This window comes from Tardiphaga sp. (assembly GCF_044336785.1).
Classification (GTDB): domain Bacteria; phylum Pseudomonadota; class Alphaproteobacteria; order Rhizobiales; family Xanthobacteraceae; genus Tardiphaga.
This window is the reverse complement of the sequence record NZ_JBIIOT010000068.1, coordinates 1-20,822: the sequence shown is the minus strand read 5'-3', so window position 1 is coordinate 20,822 and position 20,822 is coordinate 1. Positions and strand designations below refer to the sequence as shown.

The 20,822-nt window shown below is 61.7% G+C and carries 21 protein-coding genes and 1 tRNA gene; 13 read left to right on the top strand and 9 right to left on the bottom strand.

Annotated elements, in window-relative coordinates; all coding sequences use genetic code 11:
* Nucleotides 1–106 precede the first annotated feature (106 nt).
* Nucleotides 107–1,582 (bottom strand): M48 family metalloprotease, encoded by a 1,476-nt coding sequence (locus ACIQ2A_RS18270; RefSeq protein ID WP_398481827.1) that lies wholly within the window; start codon nucleotides 1,580–1,582, stop codon nucleotides 107–109.
* A gap of 23 nt (nucleotides 1,583–1,605) precedes the next feature.
* A complete protein-coding gene (locus tag ACIQ2A_RS18265) occupies nucleotides 1,606–2,271 on the bottom strand; it encodes a thermonuclease family protein (protein WP_398481825.1) in 666 nt (221 codons plus the stop codon).
* A gap of 405 nt (nucleotides 2,272–2,676) precedes the next feature.
* On the opposite strand from ACIQ2A_RS18265, the gene ACIQ2A_RS18260 reads away from it, so the two are divergent.
* From ACIQ2A_RS18260 to ACIQ2A_RS18245, 4 genes are all read left to right on the top strand, one after another.
* Nucleotides 2,677–3,852: an ABC transporter substrate-binding protein gene (locus ACIQ2A_RS18260; RefSeq protein WP_398481835.1), complete on the top strand. Its 1,176-nt coding sequence runs from the start codon at nucleotides 2,677–2,679 to the stop codon at nucleotides 3,850–3,852.
* 140 nt (nucleotides 3,853–3,992) lie between these two features.
* Nucleotides 3,993–4,781, top strand: a complete 789-nt coding sequence (locus tag ACIQ2A_RS18255) for an enoyl-CoA hydratase (RefSeq protein WP_398481823.1) — start codon at nucleotides 3,993–3,995, stop codon at nucleotides 4,779–4,781.
* A 2-nt stretch (nucleotides 4,782–4,783) separates the two neighbouring features.
* On the top strand, nucleotides 4,784–5,545 hold the full coding sequence (locus ACIQ2A_RS18250; RefSeq protein WP_398481821.1) for a hypothetical protein: 762 nt from the start codon (nucleotides 4,784–4,786) through the stop codon (nucleotides 5,543–5,545).
* A gap of 50 nt (nucleotides 5,546–5,595) precedes the next feature.
* Nucleotides 5,596–7,722 (top strand): acetate--CoA ligase family protein, encoded by a 2,127-nt coding sequence (locus tag ACIQ2A_RS18245; protein WP_398481819.1) that lies wholly within the window; start codon nucleotides 5,596–5,598, stop codon nucleotides 7,720–7,722.
* Between the two features lie 209 nt (nucleotides 7,723–7,931).
* Here ACIQ2A_RS18245 and ACIQ2A_RS18240 read toward each other — a convergent pair whose 3' ends face one another.
* The 3 genes from ACIQ2A_RS18240 to ACIQ2A_RS18230 all read right to left on the bottom strand — a co-directional run bounded on the left by ACIQ2A_RS18240 (nucleotide 7,932) and on the right by ACIQ2A_RS18230 (nucleotide 11,151).
* Entirely contained in the window at nucleotides 7,932–8,738 is an 807-nt protein-coding gene (locus ACIQ2A_RS18240) for an enoyl-CoA hydratase/isomerase family protein (protein WP_398481817.1), read from the bottom strand.
* Between the two features lie 178 nt (nucleotides 8,739–8,916).
* Entirely contained in the window at nucleotides 8,917–10,077 is a 1,161-nt protein-coding gene (locus ACIQ2A_RS18235; protein WP_398481815.1) for an acyl-CoA dehydrogenase family protein, read from the bottom strand.
* A gap of 21 nt (nucleotides 10,078–10,098) precedes the next feature.
* Complete coding sequence (locus tag ACIQ2A_RS18230; protein ID WP_398481813.1) at nucleotides 10,099–11,151, bottom strand: acyl-CoA dehydrogenase family protein; 1,053 nt, start codon at nucleotides 11,149–11,151, stop codon at nucleotides 10,099–10,101.
* Between the two features lie 243 nt (nucleotides 11,152–11,394).
* Here ACIQ2A_RS18230 and ACIQ2A_RS18225 point away from each other — a divergent pair, with 243 nt between their 5' ends.
* On the top strand, nucleotides 11,395–12,189 hold the full coding sequence (locus ACIQ2A_RS18225; protein ID WP_398481810.1) for an SDR family NAD(P)-dependent oxidoreductase: 795 nt from the start codon (nucleotides 11,395–11,397) through the stop codon (nucleotides 12,187–12,189).
* 45 nt (nucleotides 12,190–12,234) lie between these two features.
* Here the strand turns inward: ACIQ2A_RS18225 and ACIQ2A_RS18220 are convergent, their stop codons facing one another.
* Both ACIQ2A_RS18220 and ACIQ2A_RS18215 read right to left on the bottom strand, forming a co-directional pair.
* Nucleotides 12,235–12,504 carry a GlsB/YeaQ/YmgE family stress response membrane protein gene (locus ACIQ2A_RS18220; RefSeq protein ID WP_398481808.1) on the bottom strand — a complete coding sequence of 90 codons (270 nt, stop codon included), beginning with the start codon at nucleotides 12,502–12,504 and terminating at the stop codon, nucleotides 12,235–12,237.
* A gap of 25 nt (nucleotides 12,505–12,529) precedes the next feature.
* Nucleotides 12,530–13,156: a YidB family protein gene (locus ACIQ2A_RS18215; RefSeq protein WP_398481806.1), complete on the bottom strand. Its 627-nt coding sequence runs from the start codon at nucleotides 13,154–13,156 to the stop codon at nucleotides 12,530–12,532.
* Nucleotides 13,157–13,289: 133 nt separating this feature from the next.
* Between ACIQ2A_RS18215 and ACIQ2A_RS18210 the strand changes: the two genes are divergently transcribed.
* The 3 genes from ACIQ2A_RS18210 to ACIQ2A_RS18200 all read left to right on the top strand — a co-directional run bounded on the left by ACIQ2A_RS18210 (nucleotide 13,290) and on the right by ACIQ2A_RS18200 (nucleotide 15,792).
* Nucleotides 13,290–14,294, top strand: a complete 1,005-nt coding sequence (locus tag ACIQ2A_RS18210; RefSeq protein ID WP_398481804.1) for a 2-dehydropantoate 2-reductase — start codon at nucleotides 13,290–13,292, stop codon at nucleotides 14,292–14,294.
* 476 nt (nucleotides 14,295–14,770) lie between these two features.
* Entirely contained in the window at nucleotides 14,771–15,061 is a 291-nt protein-coding gene (locus tag ACIQ2A_RS18205; RefSeq protein ID WP_398481802.1) for a hypothetical protein, read from the top strand.
* Nucleotides 15,062–15,354: 293 nt separating this feature from the next.
* Nucleotides 15,355–15,792 (top strand): CAP domain-containing protein, encoded by a 438-nt coding sequence (locus ACIQ2A_RS18200; protein WP_398481800.1) that lies wholly within the window; start codon nucleotides 15,355–15,357, stop codon nucleotides 15,790–15,792.
* A gap of 30 nt (nucleotides 15,793–15,822) precedes the next feature.
* Here the strand turns inward: ACIQ2A_RS18200 and ACIQ2A_RS18195 are convergent, their stop codons facing one another.
* Together ACIQ2A_RS18195 and ACIQ2A_RS18190 are read right to left on the bottom strand one after the other, a co-directional pair.
* On the bottom strand, nucleotides 15,823–16,413 hold the full coding sequence (locus tag ACIQ2A_RS18195; RefSeq protein ID WP_398481798.1) for a hypothetical protein: 591 nt from the start codon (nucleotides 16,411–16,413) through the stop codon (nucleotides 15,823–15,825).
* A 346-nt stretch (nucleotides 16,414–16,759) separates the two neighbouring features.
* Nucleotides 16,760–17,188 (bottom strand): hypothetical protein, encoded by a 429-nt coding sequence (locus tag ACIQ2A_RS18190; RefSeq protein ID WP_398481796.1) that lies wholly within the window; start codon nucleotides 17,186–17,188, stop codon nucleotides 16,760–16,762.
* Between the two features lie 172 nt (nucleotides 17,189–17,360).
* Here ACIQ2A_RS18190 and ACIQ2A_RS18185 point away from each other — a divergent pair.
* The 5 genes from ACIQ2A_RS18185 to ACIQ2A_RS18165 form a co-directional block, all read left to right on the top strand.
* Nucleotides 17,361–17,437, top strand: a tRNA-Arg gene (locus ACIQ2A_RS18185).
* Between the two features lie 72 nt (nucleotides 17,438–17,509).
* Nucleotides 17,510–17,854, top strand: coding sequence for a VanZ family protein (locus tag ACIQ2A_RS18180; RefSeq protein ID WP_398481794.1), 345 nt, complete (start codon nucleotides 17,510–17,512; stop codon nucleotides 17,852–17,854).
* A gap of 357 nt (nucleotides 17,855–18,211) precedes the next feature.
* Nucleotides 18,212–19,075 carry a LysR family transcriptional regulator gene (locus ACIQ2A_RS18175; RefSeq protein ID WP_398481792.1) on the top strand — a complete coding sequence of 288 codons (864 nt, stop codon included), beginning with the start codon at nucleotides 18,212–18,214 and terminating at the stop codon, nucleotides 19,073–19,075.
* Between the two features lie 152 nt (nucleotides 19,076–19,227).
* Nucleotides 19,228–19,665 (top strand): TadE/TadG family type IV pilus assembly protein, encoded by a 438-nt coding sequence (locus ACIQ2A_RS18170; RefSeq protein ID WP_398481790.1) that lies wholly within the window; start codon nucleotides 19,228–19,230, stop codon nucleotides 19,663–19,665.
* A 2-nt stretch (nucleotides 19,666–19,667) separates the two neighbouring features.
* Nucleotides 19,668–20,822: TadG family pilus assembly protein (locus ACIQ2A_RS18165; protein ID WP_398481788.1), on the top strand; the 1,155-nt coding region annotated here is incomplete at its 3' end.

The following is a 20,822-nucleotide window of genomic DNA, read 5'->3' as shown; positions in this document are numbered from 1 at the left end:
CCCTGCTTGTCGTCGCCCGGCGCGACCGGGCGATCCAGTAAACACCGTAGCTATCGAGTCTACTGGATCACCCGCCTGCGCGGGTGATGACATGAGATGTTGATGTTCAATCCACTACGATCTTCACGCGATCGCGCGGCTTGACCTGCGCATTCGCCTCAAGCCCGTTCATCACGCGAAACCGCTCCATGGGGCGATCGACGCCGCTCATGCGGTGCGACAGCGATTCCACGGTGTCGCCAGGCTGGACGTTGATGACCTTCAGGCGCAGCGGGCGCGCGGCCTGGATTTCCGCCAGCGTCAGGCGGCGGAATGAGTTGACGGTCTCGCGCGCGTTGCGCTCGCTTTCATTGGTCTTCTGCTTGGCGGCGAAGATGAAGCGGTAGACGTCGCTGCCGAAGCGCAGCGCGTAGACACGGAATTGCCACTGGTCGCCGCGGGCCAGTGCCGTTGCGGCTGGGAAGCCGTTTATGGTCACGTCTTCCGTGGTAGCCTTGTCGACATTCTCCATCCAGCCGGAATTGAGGTAGTCGCTCAGCGTCTGCTCGGATGGCACGCGCACCACATCGAAGCGCATCGCCTGATTGCCGCCCTCGCGCACGCCGATCACGGCCTGCGCGGTGTTGTCGAGCGAGAATGCGTCAGGCGCCTGGAAGGTGAAGCCGAGTTTCGGATGCAGGAAGCGGCGGCCGCGGACAAAGCCTTCACTCGGATCTTCGCCATAGACGATGCCGTCGATGGCGGCGAGATAGGTCTCGCGGTCGCGTTCACCGCTGCCGCCCGCGGGCGAGGCATATTGGCGGGCATTGGCCTGCGCATTCTGCACCCGCTCGGGTGTGGCGGGATGCGAGGACAGAAAATCCTGCGCGCGGGAATCGAGCGGCGTGCGGCTGGCCTTCAGCGCAGCGTTGCGCTCCATCGCGGATAGGAAACGCGAGGCGCCGAACGGATCGAAATGCGCGCGGGCGGAGATGCCGACGCCGATCCCGTCGGCCTCGAATTCCTGGGCGCGTGAAAAGCTCGCCATTGTGAGTTTGGATTTGGCCAGTGCCAATGCGGTGAGATCGGGATCGTTGGTGCCCATGTCGGAGACGACGCGGGTGACGACCGCCGCCTGCTTCGCCTGTTCCTCGCGGATCGAGGCGTGCTTGGCGAGCACATGCGCCATCTCGTGCGACAGCACCGAAGCAAGCTCGGACGTGTCGCTGGCAAGCGCGACAAGGCCGCGGGTGACATAGAGCTGGCCGGTGGGCAACGCGAAGGCGTTGACGGCGCCGGAATTGAGAATCGTGACTTTGTAGGCGAGGTCGGGCCGCTCGGAGACGGCGACCAGACGCTCGACGGTCTTGGAGATCAGGCCCTCCAGCCGCGGATCGTCATAGGAACCGCCATAGGAGGCGAGAATGCGCTCGTGCTCTTTCTCGGCGGCGGGCGTCTGGACGATTGCCGGCTTGGGTGGCTTGGCGGGCGTCGGCGGCTTCACGGCGGCAGAGGCCACTTCGAAACGGCTGGTGTCGCCGCAAGCCGATAGCGAGAGGGCTGCGCATAGCACAACCGGCGCAGCCCAAAGGCGGCGGCTCAAGCTGGTTTGCCGTCCCACACCCGTCACGTTGTTGCGTCCTGCCTCGGTAGTCTATCTTTGGCGGTCCCTGAGTCCCCGACCGCCTCGATCTGCCCCACATGGCGCGCCTCGATCCGCGGCCCACCGCGGCTCTCGACCCATCCACGCACACGAATCCGTCGTCCTTCAAGGGATTTGAGCACGATTCCCGCCCCTGCGAAGGCAGGCATCATGCGCCTTGAAATAGACACGGCAAAGTCCCGTGTCCAGCGACGGCCGAAATTGAGATAAGTCGTGGTGCCGGCCTCCCGGACGGACAAAACGCGTCCTTCGACCACGACGAAACGCCCCAACTGCGCCAGAATATCGCCGGGAATTACGGCGTTTTTGATGACGCCACCGCGCGACCATATTCCCGTTTTGGCACGCCGGGCAGTGGCCTCGGCCGCGGCCAGTTCCGCACCGCAGGCACGGTCCGAAATGGTGCCCGAGGCAAGCGCCAGGCCGGCGCTCAGGATGCGGACCTGCAATGCAGGCCCGTCGATCTCGGTGAAGATGAAAACGGGCTGACGGCCGTAGCGATCGGGCGTGTCGCTCTCGCCATGGAGTGCGACATCGCCTTCGGGGATCAGGGATTTCAGTTCGGTGTCGGACGGGCCGGATGTTGCGGGCTCGATGCCTGCGAGGCGAACCTCGGCGCCATCGCTCATGCGCAAGGTGCGGATATCGATTGCGTCTGCGATGCGTCCGATGCCCTGCGGCTCGAACGAACAGGCCGATGCACAGGCGAGACTCGTCGATGCCACGAGACCGATCACGGGCGTTGCACGCAGCGCGGCCCGCCGTCCTGCATGCGCGAAGATCGTGACACGCATTGGCCGTCCTGTTTGTTGATACGCAACCCTATGTCGGCGCCGTTGCGTAAGTCCATTCCGCTTTGCGGAAACTGCGTTTCTTTCGAGCAATTCTTGCGATGCGAAGCACGTTGCAGCCGCTTGCCGCTGTTGTTCCCTTGCGGCATGATCGCGCCAACAACGAATGCCGCGCAACAATGCGCGACGAGGGAGGACTACGTGAAGACCAAGACACTGCTTTCCGGCCTGCTTGCATCGACCATGCTTTTTGCTGCGACATCGGGGACGATGGCGCAGACCAAGCCGCTCAAGCTCGGCGCGATCCTCGATATGTCCGGCCTCTACGCCGATATCACCGGCCCCGGCAGCGAACTCGCTGCAAAGATGGCAGCCGAGGATTTCGGCGGCGAAGTGCTCGGCCGCAAGATCGAGATCGTGGCAGCGGACCATCTCAACAAGGCCGATCTCTCGGCGAATATCGCGCGCGACATGCTCGACAATCAGGGTGTCGAGGCCATCGTCGACGTCGCGGCGTCGGCCACCGCGCTGGCTGCGAGCGAGATCGCGCGGGCGCGCAACAAGATCATCATCTTCAACGGTCCGGGCTCGATCCGCCTCAGCAACGAAGCCTGTGGCCCCTATACCGTGCATTACGTGTTCGATACTTACGCGCAGGCCAATGTGACCGGTCTCGCCACCGTCAAGAACGGCCTCGACAGCTGGTACTTCCTGTCGGCCGACTATGCGTTCGGTCAGGATCTGGAAAAGGATACGACCGCTGTCGTCACCAAGGCGGGCGGCAAGGTGGTGGGCAGCGTCAAGCATCCGCTGAACACGGCGGACTTCTCGTCCTTCCTGCTGCAGGCGCAATCGTCCAAGGCCAAGGTCGTTGGCCTTGCCAATGCCGGCGGCGACACCATCACGGCGATCAAGCAGGCGGCTGAATTCGGGCTGACCAAGAGCGGCGGCCAGAAGCTGTCGCCGCTGCTGGCCTTCATCTCGGACATCGACAGTGTCGGTCTCGACACCGCGCAAGGCCTGATCCTGGCTGAAGGTTTCTATTGGGATCTCAATGACGAAACCCGCGCCTTCACCAAGCGCTTCCAGGCCCGCAACAAGGGCCGCGTGCCGACCTCGGCCCAGGCCGGCGTCTATTCGTCGGTGTCGCACTATCTCAAGGCGGTGAAAGCGGCCGGGACGACCGATTCCGCGGCCGTCATGAAGCTGATGAAGGAGACGCCTATCAACGACATGTTCGCCAAGAACGGCAAGATCCGTGAGGACGGCCGCATGATTCACGACTTTTATCTGTTCGAGGTGAAGAAGCCGTCGGAATCGAAGGGGCGTTGGGATTATTACAAGCTCTCGGCCACCGTTCCGGCTGACCAGGCGTTCCAGCCGCTCGAAGCATCGCGCTGCCCGCTGGTGAAGAAGTAAAGCTCCGTCCCTCATCCTGAGGAGCCGCGAAGCGGCGTCTCGAAGGATGAGAGCTTGGGGCCATGGTTCCAGACGGCGCCCAAGGGCGCCTCCTCACCATGGGGGCGGTGAAGAAGAACAAGAATGGAAAGGCATCAACTATGAGAGACATCGTCCTGCAGGACCTCGACAACGGTCTTCTCACCATCACCATGAACCGTCCGGACCGGCGCAACGCGCTGAATGTGGAGATGACCGAAGGTCTGGTCGCGGCCGCGCGTCGCGCCCAGGAAGATCATGACGTGCGCGCCGTGCTCATCAAGGGCGCCGGCGGCACGTTCTGTGTCGGTGGCGACGTCAAGTCGATGGCCGCCGGCCGCGCGCCGCTGCCGTTCGAGGCCAAGCGGGTGAACCTGCGCAAGGGCATGGAAGTGTCGCGCCTCCTGCACACAATGGCAAAGCCGGTGGTGGCGCAGCTCGATGGTGCTGCCGCAGGCGCAGGTCTTTCGATTGCGCTCTCTTGCGATCTTCGCGTTGCCTCGTCATCGGTGAAGATCACCACGGCTTTCGCCAAGGTCGGCTTCTCCGGCGATTACGGCGGCACATATTTCCTCACCAAGATGCTCGGCAGCGCCAAGGCGCGTGAGCTTTATCTGATGTCGCCGGTGCTCACGGCGCAGGAAGCGCTCGGGCTCGGCATGGTCACCAAGGTGGTCGATGATGCCGAGGTGGAAACCGCTGCCCGCGAACTCGCGATGTCACTCGCGCGCGGGCCGAGCATCACCTACGGCTATATCAAGACCAATATCAACAATGCCGAGACCATGACGCTGGAAGCCTGTTTCGACGGCGAGGCGATCCACCATACCCGCTGCAGCGACACCGAGGATCACAAGGAGGCTTCCAAAGCCTTCGTCGAGAAGCGCAAGCCGGTTTTCAAGGGGCAATAATCATGAGCCAGATGCGGTTGCGGCAAGTCTGTCTGGTCGCTCCGCATCTGGAGCCTGTGGTCGGCGACATCACGGCCATTCTTGGCCTCGATGTCTGCTACCGTGATCCGCATGTCGAGAAGTACGGACTCGAAAACGCGCTGATGCCCGTCGATGCCACGCTGCTCGAAGTGGTGGCGCCAACACAGCCCGGCACGGCCGCCGGGCGCTTCATCGAGAAGTCAGGCGGGCGCGGCGGCTACATGGTGATCCTGTCCTGCGAGGATCCCGATGAACGCGGCCGCTTTGCCGCCAGCATTGGTGTCCGGACGGCCAATGTGATCGATCATCCACCCTATCATGGCGTGCAGTTGCATCCGCGTGATTGCCGCGCAGCCTTCATTGAATTCAATCACACCGCAGGCAGCGACGACGATTTCGATATCTATCCGCCGGCCGGCCCAAACTGGCAGGAGTCGATCCGCCATGACATCACGCGTGCCCTGCTCGAAGTCGAATTGCAAAGCCCGGATCACTACGATCTGGCGCAGCACTGGAGCAATCTGATCGGCATCCCACTGACTTCGTCGAAGAACAACGATCCGCAGATTGCGCTGCCGAACGGTTGTCTGCGTTTTACCAAGGGCAAGGCCGAGGCCATGACCGGGCTCAAATTTCGTGTCAACGATGTCGCGCAGGTGCTGGGCAAAGCGCGGGCGCGTGGATGTCCATCGGCGGATGATGCATTTCTGCTGGGTGGGGTCACGTTTCGCGTCGTTGCCTGATCGCGCTCGGCGCGGCACCATCTCGGCAACAACAATCACCGGGAAGCGCCATGACCGTGTCGGTTCGACATCCGTTGGATTCGTTCTTCAATCCGGCAAGCATCGCCATTATCGGCGCCTCGCGTGATACTCACAAAATTCCGGGCTTGCTGCTGGCATTTCTGCGCAAGAACCAGTTTTCCGGCGCCATCTATCCGGTCAATCCGAACTATCCCGATATCGATGGCCTGACGTGCTACCCATCGCTCGGCGCGATCGGCGAGCCGATCGATCTTGCGATCGTCATCATTCCCGCCCGCGTCGTGCTGGGCGCGTTGGAGGATTGCGCCCGGCTCGGCGTCAAGCACGCGATCATCATCTCGTCAGGCTTTGCCGAAGAGGGCGGCGATTCGATCGCCATGCAGGACCAGATCGCCGCGTTGGCAAAGCGCACAGGGATTCGCATTTCCGGGCCTAATGCCGAAGGCTACTACAATCAGATTGCAGGAATAGCGGCGACTTTCAGCCCGACGGTGGATGTGAAGCCGGACCAGCCGCTCTTGGTCGCCACCAAAAAGCGGATCGGCATCGTTGCGCAATCCGGCGGCATCGGCTTTGCGATCTATAACCGCGCCAAGGCGCTCGGTATTGCGCTCAGTACGGTGATCTCCACCGGCAACGAGTCCGATCTCGGAGCAGGCGAGTTCCTCGACTATATGGTGCAGGATCCCGCAACCGATGTGATCCTGTTGTTCATCGAGGGTATTCGCGACGTCGATAAATTCCTTTCTGCTGCAAGGAAGGCGGCGGAGATCGGAAAGCCCGTCATCGTCACAAAGGTCGGTCGTTCCGGTGCGGGTGAACGCGCTGCGGCATCGCATACAGCGAGCATGGCGGGCTGGACGGCCGCCTATGATGCGGTGTTCGCGCGCTACGGCTTCATTGTCTCCAATGACCTCGATGAAGCCGTCAGCATTGCTGCGGTACTGACCACGTCGCCACTGCCGAAAGGTGAACGGGTGGCGGTTGTCACCGTTTCCGGTGGTGCGGGCATCTGGGGAGCTGACGCGGTGTCGGCACAGGGTCTGCAGGTGCCGGAATTGTCGGAGGGGGTTCAGGCCACCATTCGTGGCCTGATCCCGTCCTACGGCTCGCCGCGCAATCCCATCGATATCACGGCGCAGGCGGTGCATAGCGGTGGGTTGCAGAAGACGATCGAACTGCTCGACAAGTCGGACGAGGTCGATGCGATCCTGGTGGTGATCTCGCTCTCCAGCGAGACGCGGATGCCGTTCAAGACGCCGGAGCTGAAGCCGGTGATCGCGGCGCAGCGCAAGCCGATCGTGTTCTGGTCCTACACGCTGCCATCGAATTTTGCGCGTAGCGGGCTCGCCGAGTCCGGCGTCGTGGTGCTGTCAGGACTTGCTCATGTGAGTGTGGCGATGCGGAGGCTCGTCGATCACGCGCGCTTCGAGCTGGCCCAGCCAGTCGTCGAAGCCGCGCATGTGCCAGCCGATCTGGCGAAGCATCTAACGGCGCGAACATTGTCGGAACATGACAGCAAGACGCTGCTGCAGATGGCCGGCGTTGCCTTGCCGAATGAAATTCTTGTTGCCGACAAAACGGCACTCGTCGCTGCAGTTTCCAAGGTCGGCTTCCCGCTGGTGATGAAAATCCAGTCGCGTGATATCCCGCACAAGAGTGAGGTCAGCGGCGTCAAGATCAACATCGCGACGAATGAAGAAGCGGCAGCGGCCTATGATGCGTTGATCGCGAGTGCGCAGATGCATCGGCCGCAGGCGGTGCTGCAAGGCGTGCTGGTGTCGCCAATGGCGAAGAAGGGCGTCGAGATCATTGTCGGGACGCTGCTGGACAGGACATTCGGGCCCATGGTGATGGTGGGGCTTGGCGGTGTGACGACGGAGTTGTTTAAGGATGTCGTCTACCGCCCGGCACCTGTGAGTGCGCACGAGGCAAGCGAGATGCTGAATGGCTTGGAAGGCGCGCCACTGCTGAATGGATTTCGCGGAGCGCCGCATGCTGACGTGTCGGTTGCTGCCGCGCTGATTGCACAGATCTCGCAATTGGCGGCACAGCTGAAAGGCGAGGTGGCCGAGATCGAGCTCAATCCGGTGCTGGTGCATCCGGTCGGCGAAGGCGTGACGATCGTCGATGCACTGGTGGTGCGGAAGGCATAGCCGACTTTCCGCCCACTCTGCCCTCATCCTGAGGAGCGGCCCTAGGCCGCGTCGCGAAGGATGGCAGCGAGCGCCAGAGCCAAGCCAGCGCATGGTTCGAGACGCGCGCAAGAGCGCGCTCCTCACCATGAGGGACTGAGATAAATAAAAATGGCCGGGCGAACCCGGCCATTTCAGTGTGAGGTTTGCAGAACAAACCCGGCGGGGACTTAGCGCCCCTTGAAATTCGGTACCCGGCGTTCGGATGTCGCCGCAACGCCTTCCTTGAAATCCTCGGTCTTGCGCAAGCGGGTCTGTTCGGCGAGCTCGTGCTCGGTCGCCTTGGCGACGCGGTCGGCAAGACCATTGCGCATGGTGGCGCGGGTCGAGAGCAGGCCAAGCGGGGAATTCTCGGCGATCTCCTCGGCCAGCTTGATCGCGGCATCGCGGACCTGGTCCTGCGGCACCAGCACATTGGCGAGGCCCATCTTCAGCGCCTCTTCGCCGCCGACACGGCGCGAGGTGTAGAACATCAGCTCGGCGTTGTTCTTGCCGATCAGTTCGGTGAGCGAGACGGTGAGGCCGAAGCCTGGGTGGAAGCCGAGACGGGTGAAATTCGCGGCGAAGCGGGTTTCCGGGCAGGCAACGCGGAAGTCCGCTGACACCGCAAGGCCGAGGCCACCGCCGATGGCCGCGCCCTGCACGGCGGCGACGATCGGCTTCTTGGCGCGGAAGATGCGCACGGCTTCCATATAGAGATGGCCGATGGAGCCGAGATTGTCGGCGGGATCGCCGCTCTTGGCGGCCGCTTCGGTTTCCTTGCGGTTCGGATCGCTGAAATCCGCGCCGGCGCAGAACGCCTTGCCCTGCGCGCACAGCACGGTGGCGCGCAGTTCCGGATTGGCGTCGATCTCATCGAGCGCGTTGGCGATCTGCTGGATCAGCAGGATGTCGAAGAAGTTCAGCGGCGGCTTGCGGATCTCGATGATCGCGATGTGGCCGCGGGTCTCGACGGCGATGTCTTTGTAGGTGGTCATGAGTAGGCTCCAAATCGATATGATGTCGAAAGCGAAGGCGCTCCATCGTCCCCTCGCCCCTCCGGGGAGAGGGCTAGGGTGAGGGGCGCCGCAAGTGACGTCGGAGTTTGGGGCTGCCCCCTCTCCCGCCGCCAAGAAGCGGCGACCTCTCCCCGGAGGGGAGAGGTGAAGAAAAGGGTCACCGCAGGCCCAAGCCGCGCGCGATGATGCCGCGCAGCACTTCCGTCGTGCCGCCCTGGATGGTGAGTTTGGGTGCCGTCTTGATGGCGAAGTCGAGCATCTCGTCGAGGGTGGCGTGGTTCGACGCAGTGTCATCGACGAAAGCGGCGAGGTCGCGGACGCGATGCGGCAGCTGCTGCTCCCACACGGTGCCGATATCCTTGACGATGGAGGCTTCCACCACCGGCTCCTTGCCGGCCTGCAGCATGCCCGCCACCGACACCGACATGCGGCGCATGGTGTGCAGCTGTGCCACCAGGCGACCGATGCCTTCGGCACTGCGGGTGTCCGGCTCGGGGCCGACGGCACGAACCAGTTCCGTCAGCGTGTAATAGGTCTCGAGGAAACGCTCGGGGCCGGAGCGCTCGTAAGCGAGTTCGCTCGTCGCCTGCTTCCAGGCGCCGTCGATCTCGCCCAGCATGTGGTCGTCGGGAATGAAGGCGTCGGTGAAGACGACTTCGTTGAATTCCTGCTGGCCGGTGATCTGGTCGATCGGGTTCACCTTGATGCCCGGTGTCTTCATGTTGACCAGGAACTGGGTGAGGCCGTGCCGGCGGTTTTCCTTGGTGGGCGGCGAGGTGCGGAAGATCGCGATCATGTAATCGGCGATATGCGCCGAGGTCGTCCAGATCTTGCTGCCATTGATCAGGAAGCCGCCATCGGTCTTGGTCGCCTTGGTCTTGGCGGCGAACAGGTCGGAGCCGGAATTCGGCTCGCTCATGCCGATGGAGAAGCAGATCTCGCCGCGGCAGATGCGCGGCAGGATGTCCATCTTGATGTGCTCAGGCGCGTATTTCAGCAGCACCGGGCCGCTCTGGCGGTCGGCGACGAAGAAGCGGCGCACCGGCGCGTTCGCCACGCGCATTTCCTCGGTGACCACATAGCGTTCGAGGAACGAGCGCTCATGGCCGCCATACTGCTTGGGCCAGGTCATGCCGAGCCAGCCCTTCTCGCCGACGCGGCGGGAGAATTCGCGGTTGTCGGCGTCTTCCTGCACCGGGCGATGAGGATCGAAGGTGCCGGCGGCGATTTCATCGGCGAGGAAGGCGCGGACTTCCTTGCGGAGCTGCTCGCATTCGGGCGGCAGGCGGATCGGGTCGAAACGAAGGGCTGCAGTCATGTGGGTTCTCGTTTCTCTGTCTTAGCGCGACGCGACCAGCGGCCACAGCTCATCGGCACCACGCCTGGCCACCAGTTTGCCGAGTTCGACGGCCCAGTAGCTCTCGCTGCCGAAATCGTCGCGCCAGGCGAGGGCGCGCAGCGTGTAGCGATGCAGGATGTGCTCGCGGGTGAAGCCGATGGCGCCATGCACCTGATGCGCGATGGCGGCGCCTTTCTCGGCGGCTTCCGAGCAGCGGATCTTTGCGGCAGCGGCTTCGAGGAACAGCGCGTCGTCGATCGGTGCACCGTGCGAGAAGGCATCGGCGGCAGAGCTTGCGGCTGCGAGGGCCGCGGAGGTTTCACCGGCCAGCTTGGCGAGATTGTGCTGTACCGCCTGGAATTTCGAGATTTTCTTCTCGAAGGCGACGCGCTCGCCGGAATATTGCACGCTGATGCCGAGCATCGATTCCAGCGCGCCGGCGATCTGCAGGCTGCGGGCGAGGGCGCCCATCAGCAACAGGGCTTTCTCATCGATACCGGCTGGTGCCTTCGCGATCGCGACGGGCTTCACCTTGTCGAAATGCACGGTGTCGGAATGATCGCCGGCGAGGCTGAGGCCCCCATCGATTTTGGTGGCGCCGGCATCGATCAGGGCAATGGAGTCACCGGCAACGACGGCAAAGTGCTTTGCCTCCGTGGCGAACGGGATGCCGCGGGCGCGGCCCGAGATGGTGCCGTCGGCATTAAGGGTGAGCCGATCGCGCGTGTTGGCCGGCGCCACCGTCATCATGCCCTCGGGCGATTTGATCTTGCCTTGCGCGAGCAGCCAGCCGGCCAGCATGGTTTCGGCGAGCGGAACGCTGACACCGGCGCGGCCGGCAACGCTGAGCACGCTGAAACCCTCGGCCATGCTGGTGCCGGAGCCGTCACATTCTTCCGGGACCCATGACAGTGGCAGGCCGGAGTCAGTCAGCGCCTGCCACAGTGGAGCCTTCCAGGCGCCTTGCTTGTCGTGATTGATGGTTTGTGCGTCCGCGAGATCGGCGAAGATGCGTTCGGCGGTTTCGGCGACGATATTGTCTGTCTCGGTCAAGGCGTTCCCCGTTCGATAGCGCATCTCATTCGGCAGGGATGCCGGGCATGGGGTGCTGCCACTGTTGTTGCGGGCATGATGATGAAAAGCCGGCATGATGCAAGCGGCGCACCTGCATTGTGGTCTGCAGTGGCGGCATGATGCGCGCTTATTCCGCGTAGCGAGTTGCGGCGGGTTGTATACCAGCGTGAAGCGGCTGTGTTAGATCACTCCACCTGAACAACAGAAACAGAGGGAATGCGGATGTCGAAGGACGGTTTGTGTGCGGTGATCACGGGATCGGCGTCGGGGCTTGGCGCTGCAACGGCGGCCATCCTCGCCAAGGACGGGGCGCGGCTCGTGATCAATTATTCGTCCAGCGCGAAAGAGGCGGAAACGACGGCCGAACAGTGCCGCAAGCTTGGCGCGGCCGAGGTTGTGGTCGTGCAGGGCGATGTCTCGAAGGATGAAGACTGCAAGAAGATCGTCGCGGCGGCGGCGCATTGGGGGCGCATCGATGCGCTGGTGAACAATGCTGGCGTCACCAAGCATGTGGCGCATGACGATCTCGACGGGTTGTCGGCCGAAGATTTCCAGTGGATCTATGGCATCAACACCATCGGGCCATATCAGATGGTGCGTGCGGCGCGGTCGCTGCTTGAAGCCAGCGCGAAGGCCTCGGGCCGTGCTGCAGCGGTGGTGAATGTGTCGTCCATGGCCGGCCTGTCTGGTGCCGGCTCGTCGGTCGCCTATGCTGCCAGCAAGGGTGCGCTGAATTCGATCACGCTGTCGCTGGCGCGCGCGCTGGCGCCGCTGATCCGCGTCAACACGGTTTGTCCCGGCTATATCGATACGCCCTGGTTCACCAAGGGCCGTGGTGCGGAAGCTGCAGCAAAAGTGCGAGATGCGGTGATTGCGCGCGTCCCGTTGCAGGCGGCCTCGACCGCCGAGGATATCGCGCAACTGATCTGCTTCCTCGCCACGCCGCCATCCGGTCACATGACCGGCGAGCTGGTGCGCATGGATGCCGGCATGCATCTGCAGTCGATCAGGGCATAAGAAAAAAGCCCCGGTCAGGCTGACCGGGGCTTTCCATTCTGACGTTTATCGCCGACCGGGATCGGGGATCGTGCCGCGGGCGACCAGCCTGTTCCAGATGAACAGCACCACCAGCGCGCCGATGGTGGCGGTGATGAAGCCGGCGCCCTGGTTCGGGCCGTAATGGCCGATCTGCTGACCGATAAACGTCGCCAGGAAGGCGCCGGCAATGCCGAGCACCGTGGTCAGGATGAAGCCCGACGGATTGTTCGGGCCCGGCGAGATGATGCGGGCGAGAATGCCCGCGACGAAGCCGACGAGAATGATCCAGGGCATCGCAATTCCCCCTTGTTGAAATCAGTTAGACCCAGCGCGACGAGGCTTCGTCTTCGGTCGGCAGGCGCCCCTCCGGCGTGAAGTCATCGACGGCGCCGGGCAGCTCGTTGCTGAGTTCGGACAGCAGCTGCTCGCGCGAGAGGCCGGTACGCGACGTCAGCTGCGCGATATCGTCGGCACCCAGTGCTGCGCCGAGATCGCCGGGCGAGATCTGCTTGTTCGGTCCCGGTTGAACCCAGGAGTCCGCCGCATCGCCATGGCCGTTTTCCTGGAGACGCTTGACGAGATCGCCGAGACCACCGCTGAGCACGCTGCCCGCCGCTGCGCCGCCAAGGATACCGCCGAGCGGGCCGCGAAGGAGATCGCCGATGCCGCCGGTGCTGCCAGTACTGCTATTGCCGCCGAGAAGTCCGCCAAGCAATCCACCAAGACCGCCGCCTTCGGCATTGGCCTGGGTCGGTGCGGGCACCTGCTGCGGCTGCCCCTGTGGCGCCGGCTGCGCTTGGCCGCCGGTGACATGTTTGTAGCCTTTGTAAGCAAGCAGCGCGAGGATCGCCATGGTGAGCGGGGACATGCCGCCGCTCTTGTCATTGGGATCGCTGGGGCCGCGCGGACCATTGGCCATGCCATTCAGAATGTCGAGCAAACCCATCACCATCTCCTGTTCAGCCAGCCCTTGAAAAAGATAGCTGCGCGATATGACGCGGACAAGTCGCGTCGGTTCCACAGGTAGGCAGTGCTGCATCATTTTGCTAGGAACGAAGATCATCACAGTGGGAAGTGACGTGAACGCACAACGCCCCATTTGTATCGCCGGCGCCGGCAGCATCGGCTGCTTTGTCGGCGGTATGCTGGCCACAGCCGGTCGCAATGTCTCGCTGCTGGCGCGCAAGCGGGTGATCGAAGGTATCGCGCGCAGCGGATTGCAGCTAACGAGCTTTGAAGGTGGGCGCTGGCAGTTGCATGCCGAGCAAGTCGCGCCGTCCGAGGATCCGGCCATCATGAAGGACGCCGGCATCATCATCGTCGCGGTCAAGAGCGGCGATACCGGCGCAATGGCGGCGTTGATCGCTCAGCATGCGGCCGCAGATGCAGTGATCGTCAGTCTGCAGAATGGCGTCGGCAATGTTGCCGTTCTCAAGCAGGCGTTGCCCGGCCATCGCGTATTGGGCGGCATGGTGCCTTTCAATGTGGTGACGCGCGATGACGGGACCGTGCACCGCGCCACGTCCGGCGCATTGGTGGTCGAGCGCGATGACGACGACACGGCAGCTCGGCTGGCAGTCGCTCATTTGCCGGTGCAGTCGACCGCCAACATCGCCGGCGTACTTTGGGGCAAGCTGCTGCTCAATCTCAACAACGCGTTGAATGCGCTATCCGATTTGCCGCTTCGCACGCAGTTGCAGCAGCGTGCCTGGCGTCTCCTGTTCGCGGATCAGATGGCCGAGGGACTCGCGGTATTACGTGCTGCAGGCATTTCACCGATTGCGATGACCGCGATGCCGCCATGGCTGACGCCACATGTCCTGCGGTTACCGGATAGTCTCTTTGGCGTGGTTTTGCGGCGTGTCATGAAGATCGATGCCGATGCACGCTCATCCATGTGGGAAGATCTGCAGCGTGGCCGCTCGACCGAAGTCGATTATCTACAGGGTGTGGTTGTGCAGTCGGCGAATCAATATGGTGTTGAGGCGCCGCTGAGCCGTCGCGTGATCGACCTCGTGAAGGGCGCGGAGGATGCGAAGCGTGGATCGCCGGCGCTCACGGTTCAAAAAATTCGTGGTCTGTAGTTGATCGCTATTACCGCCGATTAAGTCTTTTCCGCGGTGCTACACATTTGGAAATCGCGTCGTGACCGAGCGATTGTTGACCAAGTGGCGCGCGAACGATTTCGAAATGCACGCATCATCACGTTGTGGCGGTAATATTGTGCATCATTCGACGTGCGTGACGCTATCGACATGTTTAGTGCAGCTATATTTTTCGATCAGCCTGTTTCCTCGAGCGCTGCTGATGCGCCACCTGATCATGCGTTCGGGTAGTAAATGCGTATCATTCAGTGAGTTAGAGCTCGCGAACATTGCGTGCAAAACTGCTCATCGCATGTGGCATCAAAGGCTATGTCATTCTCAACTTCTTTAGTATAGATAGTCGCGTGATTTGACGGTGGTTCGATTTCTTGCAACGAATCTGACGTTCAGTCCCCTTCATATTTATCGGCAGAGCGTGTGCCGGTTGAAATTCTCAACTACAGATCGGAGATCCAATGGCCAAGAAAGCAGTAAAGAAACTCGTGCGCCGCGAATACACCAAGGAAGACGAGAAAGTCCTCCGCGCGCATTCCAAGGCCCAGACCCCGCTCGAAAAGATCGCCAAGGAAATGAAGCGCACCGGTGGTTCGCTGCGTCAGAAGGCCATCAAGCTTGGCATTCCGCTCGGACATCGTCGCCGCAAGGCCAAGAAGGTCGCAGCCACCAAGGTCGCCAAGACCACGAAGGTCGCGAAGACCGTGAAGAAGGCCAAGACCGCTGCCAAGGCGAAGAAGGCCAAGAAGTAAGTTTCGGCTTCGAAAATTCTGGCCTGAGGCGCTTTGCGCTTCAGGCCTTTTTTGAAATGTCCTGGAGGACGACCGATGCGACCTCCCTTTTCTCTATCGATCGTCGCTCTGTTCGTATGCGGCATCACTGCGCCCGCCTGGGCCGTGCCGCCCACGGTGACGCCGTCGCCCGGTTATGATGCGCGTCTTGCCGAGCAGCGTCGTGCCGCTCAGTCGGCCCAGCCTGTGATCATCGAAAAGCCATTGCGACGCCGACCGCCTGGTCGTCATCGTCACAAGCGCTGAGTGCATCGATGAGATCTGCTGGTTGGATCATGCTGTTGTCTGCCTGCCTTCTGAGCATCGTCATTCCGGTGCCTGCGCATGCGGCAGACTACGCAGGTCAGATCAGTGCATTTCGGCGTGCCCACAAGCTGTCAGCCGTTACATCCGACAGCAAGCTTGCAGCGGTCGCGCTCGTGCAGGCGCAGGCCATGTCAGTCAGTGGCAAGGTCAGCCATGAGGTCGGCGGGGCGTTTACAACGCGCGTGTCCAAGTTGCGCAAATCGAAAGCGGCCGAGAATATCGCGGCCGGCTTCCTCACCTTCACGGAAACGTTGAAGCAGTGGGAGGACAGCCCCGGTCATCGCGCCAATCTGTTGATGCCGGGCGCACGCAAGGTGGGCGTGGCGTCGGTGGCCAATCCGAAATCGCCATATCGGATGTTCTGGGCCATGGTGATCTCGGACTAAGTTCGTCCGTACGCGCCTGAGTAGGCTGGATCAGGTCCGCTTGGTCTTGCCTGGCGCGGGAGCGCCGAACAGGGCATCCTTGATGTCCTTCAGGCCCGATGACAGTTTCGCCCAGCCGCAAACAAGCGGCTCTGCTGCGCAATCCGGGCCTTTGGCGGCGCGCGGCTTCGGACGCGGGCGGGGCAGTGCGACTGGTGTACTTGCAGCTGCGCCTTGTGTCGTGGCTTCGTCGCGGAAATCGGTTTCGGCGACGACTTGCTGCTGCGCCTCGCTCTGCTTCTTGGCGAAGGCGGCCAGGATGATGTTGCGGCGCTGATCGTTGAGATAGATCGCATATTGCTCGTCGATCATCTTCTGCTCGGCGGCGGTGGGATTCGGCCCGGCGATGTCGAAGCTGCGATTCTGCATGAAGTCGTGATAGACATAGCCGCCGCCGCGCTTGCGACGGGCGGCGAATGTGCTCTCGCAATTCGACAATGCGGATGCCTTGGCTTCGCCGCTGAGCGACGATTTCTCGACGCGGTCAGCACAATCTTCATAATCGGCAGGAGCCGCCGTCCACCACTGCGCATGGGCGCGACCAGGCAGCAGCACAAAAGATGCCGCAAGCAACATGATCATCGATGTCGTCGATATCAGCCCTGATGGCGTCGATCGGATCACGTCCACCCCCGTGCTCACCGGAGGTATTTGTCACCATTGGTCGCCATTTTTCAACCGCACGAAACGCATTTCTCCCCTCTTTTAGACACAAAGCAGACGAGTGGAACTCGCGCTCACTAAACGGATTCCCGAAATCGCTGGTGAAGTGCGAAGATCGGTTGTCGTGAGATGTCGGTTGTGTAGTTCGAGACAATATCAAGCGATTTGGTGTGTGGTCTCGCGTGGCCGGGCGTATAGCGCCGGGTTACTCACATAGAAAAGGCGGCCATTTGGCCGCCCCTTCTGTTGTCATTGTCGTCAGGCCTTACTGACAAATATGACGCTGTCCGTTCTCGCCTCGCACCCAGGTGCCGGGCTGACAGACGAAATTGTTACGGCGCGCATAGGAGTCGCGTGAATCGTAGCGATCGGTCGGGCCGTCATAATAGGCATAACTGTTGTCCCAGCCGCGGAACGGTGCCGTTGCGATAGCACCTGCCGTGCTGACGGCTGCGCCGGCAATGCCGACAGCGCCGCCCACGGCGCCGGCTGCGACGTCACCTGGCCAGAAGCCGCTATCCGATGTCCGCATGCCGGTCCGGTAACCGTTATCGCGATAGGTGCTGTCGCTCATCTGCGCGTTGTAGTCCGCCTGCGCTTTTGCGCGATGCTTGTCCTGATCCTTGGCGAGCACGGGAGTTGCCATCAGGCCGGTTGCGACAACCGCTGCGGTGAGAAACTTAATGGTCTTCATGTGGGTTCTCCATCTTTGTCGTCTTGCCTTAAGCCAACGACCGATGACCGGGCCTGTTCCGGGAACGCTGCCACCCTCTTTCAAAGGAATGTGAGGCGAACGCATCGCGAGAGGTAGCGAGCCGGAGCGGGCTCTGATATGGAACTGGCCAGTGGTGTTCAGCCACGCGAGCGGTCCCGTAGCTCAGCCGGATAGAGCGACGGTTTCCTAAACCGTAGGCCGGAAGTTCGAGTCTTCCCGGGATCGCCAATTTGTTCCAGCCAATTAACCCTGCATCGCAAGAAACGCCGCTGTGGCGCCGGTTTGCGATATGACCTCGCAATGTTTCGGAAAATCATAATCATTCTGGCCTGGTCGGCACTTCTGGCGGTTGCTTTTGCGACGCTGTCGCCGATCGGTTTGCGGCCCCATGTCGGCAATGTCAGTGGCGAACGGTTCTGGGCATTTGCCTTGGTCGGCCTGCTGTTTGGTATCGCCTATCCCCGCCATCTATGGCTGGTGACCCTGATGGTTGGCGGCGCCGCTGTGGGCCTCGAAGTGCTGCAGCATCTGACGCCGGACCGTCACGGCCAGGTTCCGGATGCGCTGATCAAGCTGGCGGGTGCCTTGAGCGGCACGGGACTGGCTTATGTGCTCATCGGGACGATGCGCAAGATCTCCACCTGAAGTCGCTGTCGGCGTCTCCCACGAGCCAGGCATTCCGAATCAAGCTGCTCGAAGCGATGAGCCATGTGGGAGGGCAGCGGCGTCCGCCCGGCGGCTTCCCGCCTCGGTAAAATGAAACCTGTCCTGACTCGTTGCTCAGTCCAAATTGGGTATCGCGAATAGAAAATGAACGAAAATGCTTGGCAGTCGATGCAGATCGATACACTTTGAAAGTGTGCAGGGCCCGCCACGCACAACTGCAGCGACCGCAGCGATGTCGCCGGACCGTTCGTATCGATCAAAGATTGGTTGAACGGCTCGAACGGTTCGCTTCGTCGATGACGTCACGGCTGCCGCCGATCGCGAAGGACCATGCCAATGCATCGCAGATATCAGAGTTCCAGCATTCCCACCGAGATCATGCGATCGGTGGTCGGCATTTCCGAAACCGGCAGTATCACCAAGGCGGCCAAAATCCTCGGTCTTAGCCAACCCGCCATCAGTTCGCAGATCAAGCGTATCGAACATGCGGTGGGCGGCAGCATCTTTCAGAAATCCGCCAATGGCTCGGCAGCGACCGAACTCGGCAAGCTCGTGCTGATCCAGGCGAAGAAGATCCTTGAAGCAAACGATCAGTTGCTGATGCTGCGCGGCGGCGCGCCCGATGATACGCCGATCCGGCTCGGCCTGAGCAACATCTATTCCCGCCGCATGATGGAAGTGCTGAGCAAGGCGGAGATGACGAATGTTTCCATCTATGCCGACAGTTCAGCCGAAATCGTCAAAGGCCTGATCGACGGCTTCGTCGATATCGGTATCTATCTCAGCCAGAGCGATACGCCACCGGATCCGACTCTGGAAATCGTGGATCAGCGTGAAGACGAAGTGGTCTGGGTCCGTGCGAAGGATTTTACGCTCAGCCCTGGTGCGCCGATCCCGCTGCTGACCTGGCCGGGTCAGATTATGCATGATCTGATGGTGCAGGCGCTCGAGCGCAAAGGCATGATCTATCGGATCGCATTCTCCAGCCCGGATTTTCACGCCCGCATCGAAGCGGCGAAGGCGGGAATAGGCCTCACAGTGTTGCCGAAGCGGCTGGTTCCGTCATCGCTGATGATCGCCAATGAGTATTATCTTCCTACACCAGCGGTGCCGCAGATGCTGCTCTGCGCGCGTAACGATAGCGGAATGAAGAGCAATCAGCTGCTCGACGTGTTGCGATCGCGCTTCATGAACATCTGAGGGAATTTGCTTTGTGCAACCGTGAAAGTGATGAGGCCATCACTTTCAATGCAGACATCGTACGCTATCCCTGCATCTGAGATGATCGCCAGCCCCTTGTGGTAATAGAAGTTGTATAGGTAGTCTTCACCCGCCATTGCGAAGCTCGCAGCATGTCGAGATTCGCAACCAGCTACCGAAAGACATTTGCATCGTGCCGACGCGGCTCCAGCGCCGTCGAATTCGCGATGCTGCTTCCTGTCTTCCTGACGATCGTTTTCGGCATCGTTGTCTTCGGCTCGTATCTCGCCGTTATTCACGGCGTGCAGCAGCTGGCGGCCGAAGCGGCACGTTCATCGGTGGCGGGCATGACCGAGGCCGAGCGCAGCTCGCTGGCCTCGACCTATGTCACCAACAATGCCGCGACCTATCCACTGATCAATCCGACGAAGTTGACGACTGCGGCGGCAACGTCGCCGTCGAATGCGAATGTGTTCGTCGTCACCGTGAATTACGACGCGGCGGGGATGTTCATCTGCACGCTACCCTTCGTGCCGAAGCCGGCCACGCTGGTGACCCGTTCGGCCTCCATTCCGTATGGAGGATTCTGACGATGGCATCGTTGATGAATCTGCTTCGCCGCTTTGCCGCCGATCAGCGTGGCAATATCGCCTTCATGTCCGTTGGCGGCATGACGCTGGCCATTTGCTGCGCGGCGCTCGGCGTCGATGTCGGCACCATTGCAGCCGATCGTCGCAAGACGCAGAGCGCAGCTGACATCGCCGCGATCGTCGCCGCGAGCAACCTGACCAATGCGACCAATGCCGCCAGGTCGGCGGTGACCAACAATAACTATCCGGCAACGGCGTTGACCAGCGTCGAGCTCGGTACTTACACGGCCGACTCCTCAATTCCTGTCCAGAGCCGCTTCGTTACGCCCGCCGTCGGCACGGCCAATGCCGCGCGCGTCACGGTGCAGACCTCGACGCCGCTTTACTTCAGCAAGTTCTTCACCGGCAGCAACGCCTTCACGATCAAGACGCAGGCGATCGCAGCCAACACGCAGATCGGGTCCTTTGCCATCGGCTCGCGTCTGGCATCACTCAACGGCGGCCTGCTCAACAGTGTGCTCGGCTCGCTGCTCGGCACCACGCTGTCGCTATCGGTGATGGATTATCAGGCGCTGCTGAATGCGCGCATCGACGCATTCGATTTCCTGTCCGCGCTGTCGACACGTATCGGTCTCACGGCCGCCACTTACGACAATGTCCTCAATGCCAATGTCAAAGTCGGCGACATTCTGGCCGCCGCGCTCAGCACGCAGCAGGCCACGAATGGCGGCAGTACGGCGACGACCGCGCTCTCGACCATCTCGCAAGCTGCCACATCCTCCACCGCCAAGCTCACGCCGCTATCGCTGATCGATGCCGGGCCCTATGCCGATCTCAAGGTCGGCACTAAGCCGAAGACGGGCGTTAGCCTTTCACTGTTTGATCTGTTGCAGGCCACCGCTGGCATCGCCAATGGCACCAATCAGGTGAATACCGGCGTCAATATCAACCTGCCGGGTATCGCCAGCGTGCAGCTGATCGTGCAGATCGGCGAGCGGCCGCAAGGATCGAGCTGGGTCGCGGTCGGTAACAAGGGCGTTAGCGTCCATACGGCGCAGACCCGCGTGCTGTTGCAGGTCAAGCTGATCGGCACGGGCGCTGCCTCGGTCGTCAATCTCCCGGTCTATGTGGAAGTCGGTTCAGGGACGGCGACACTC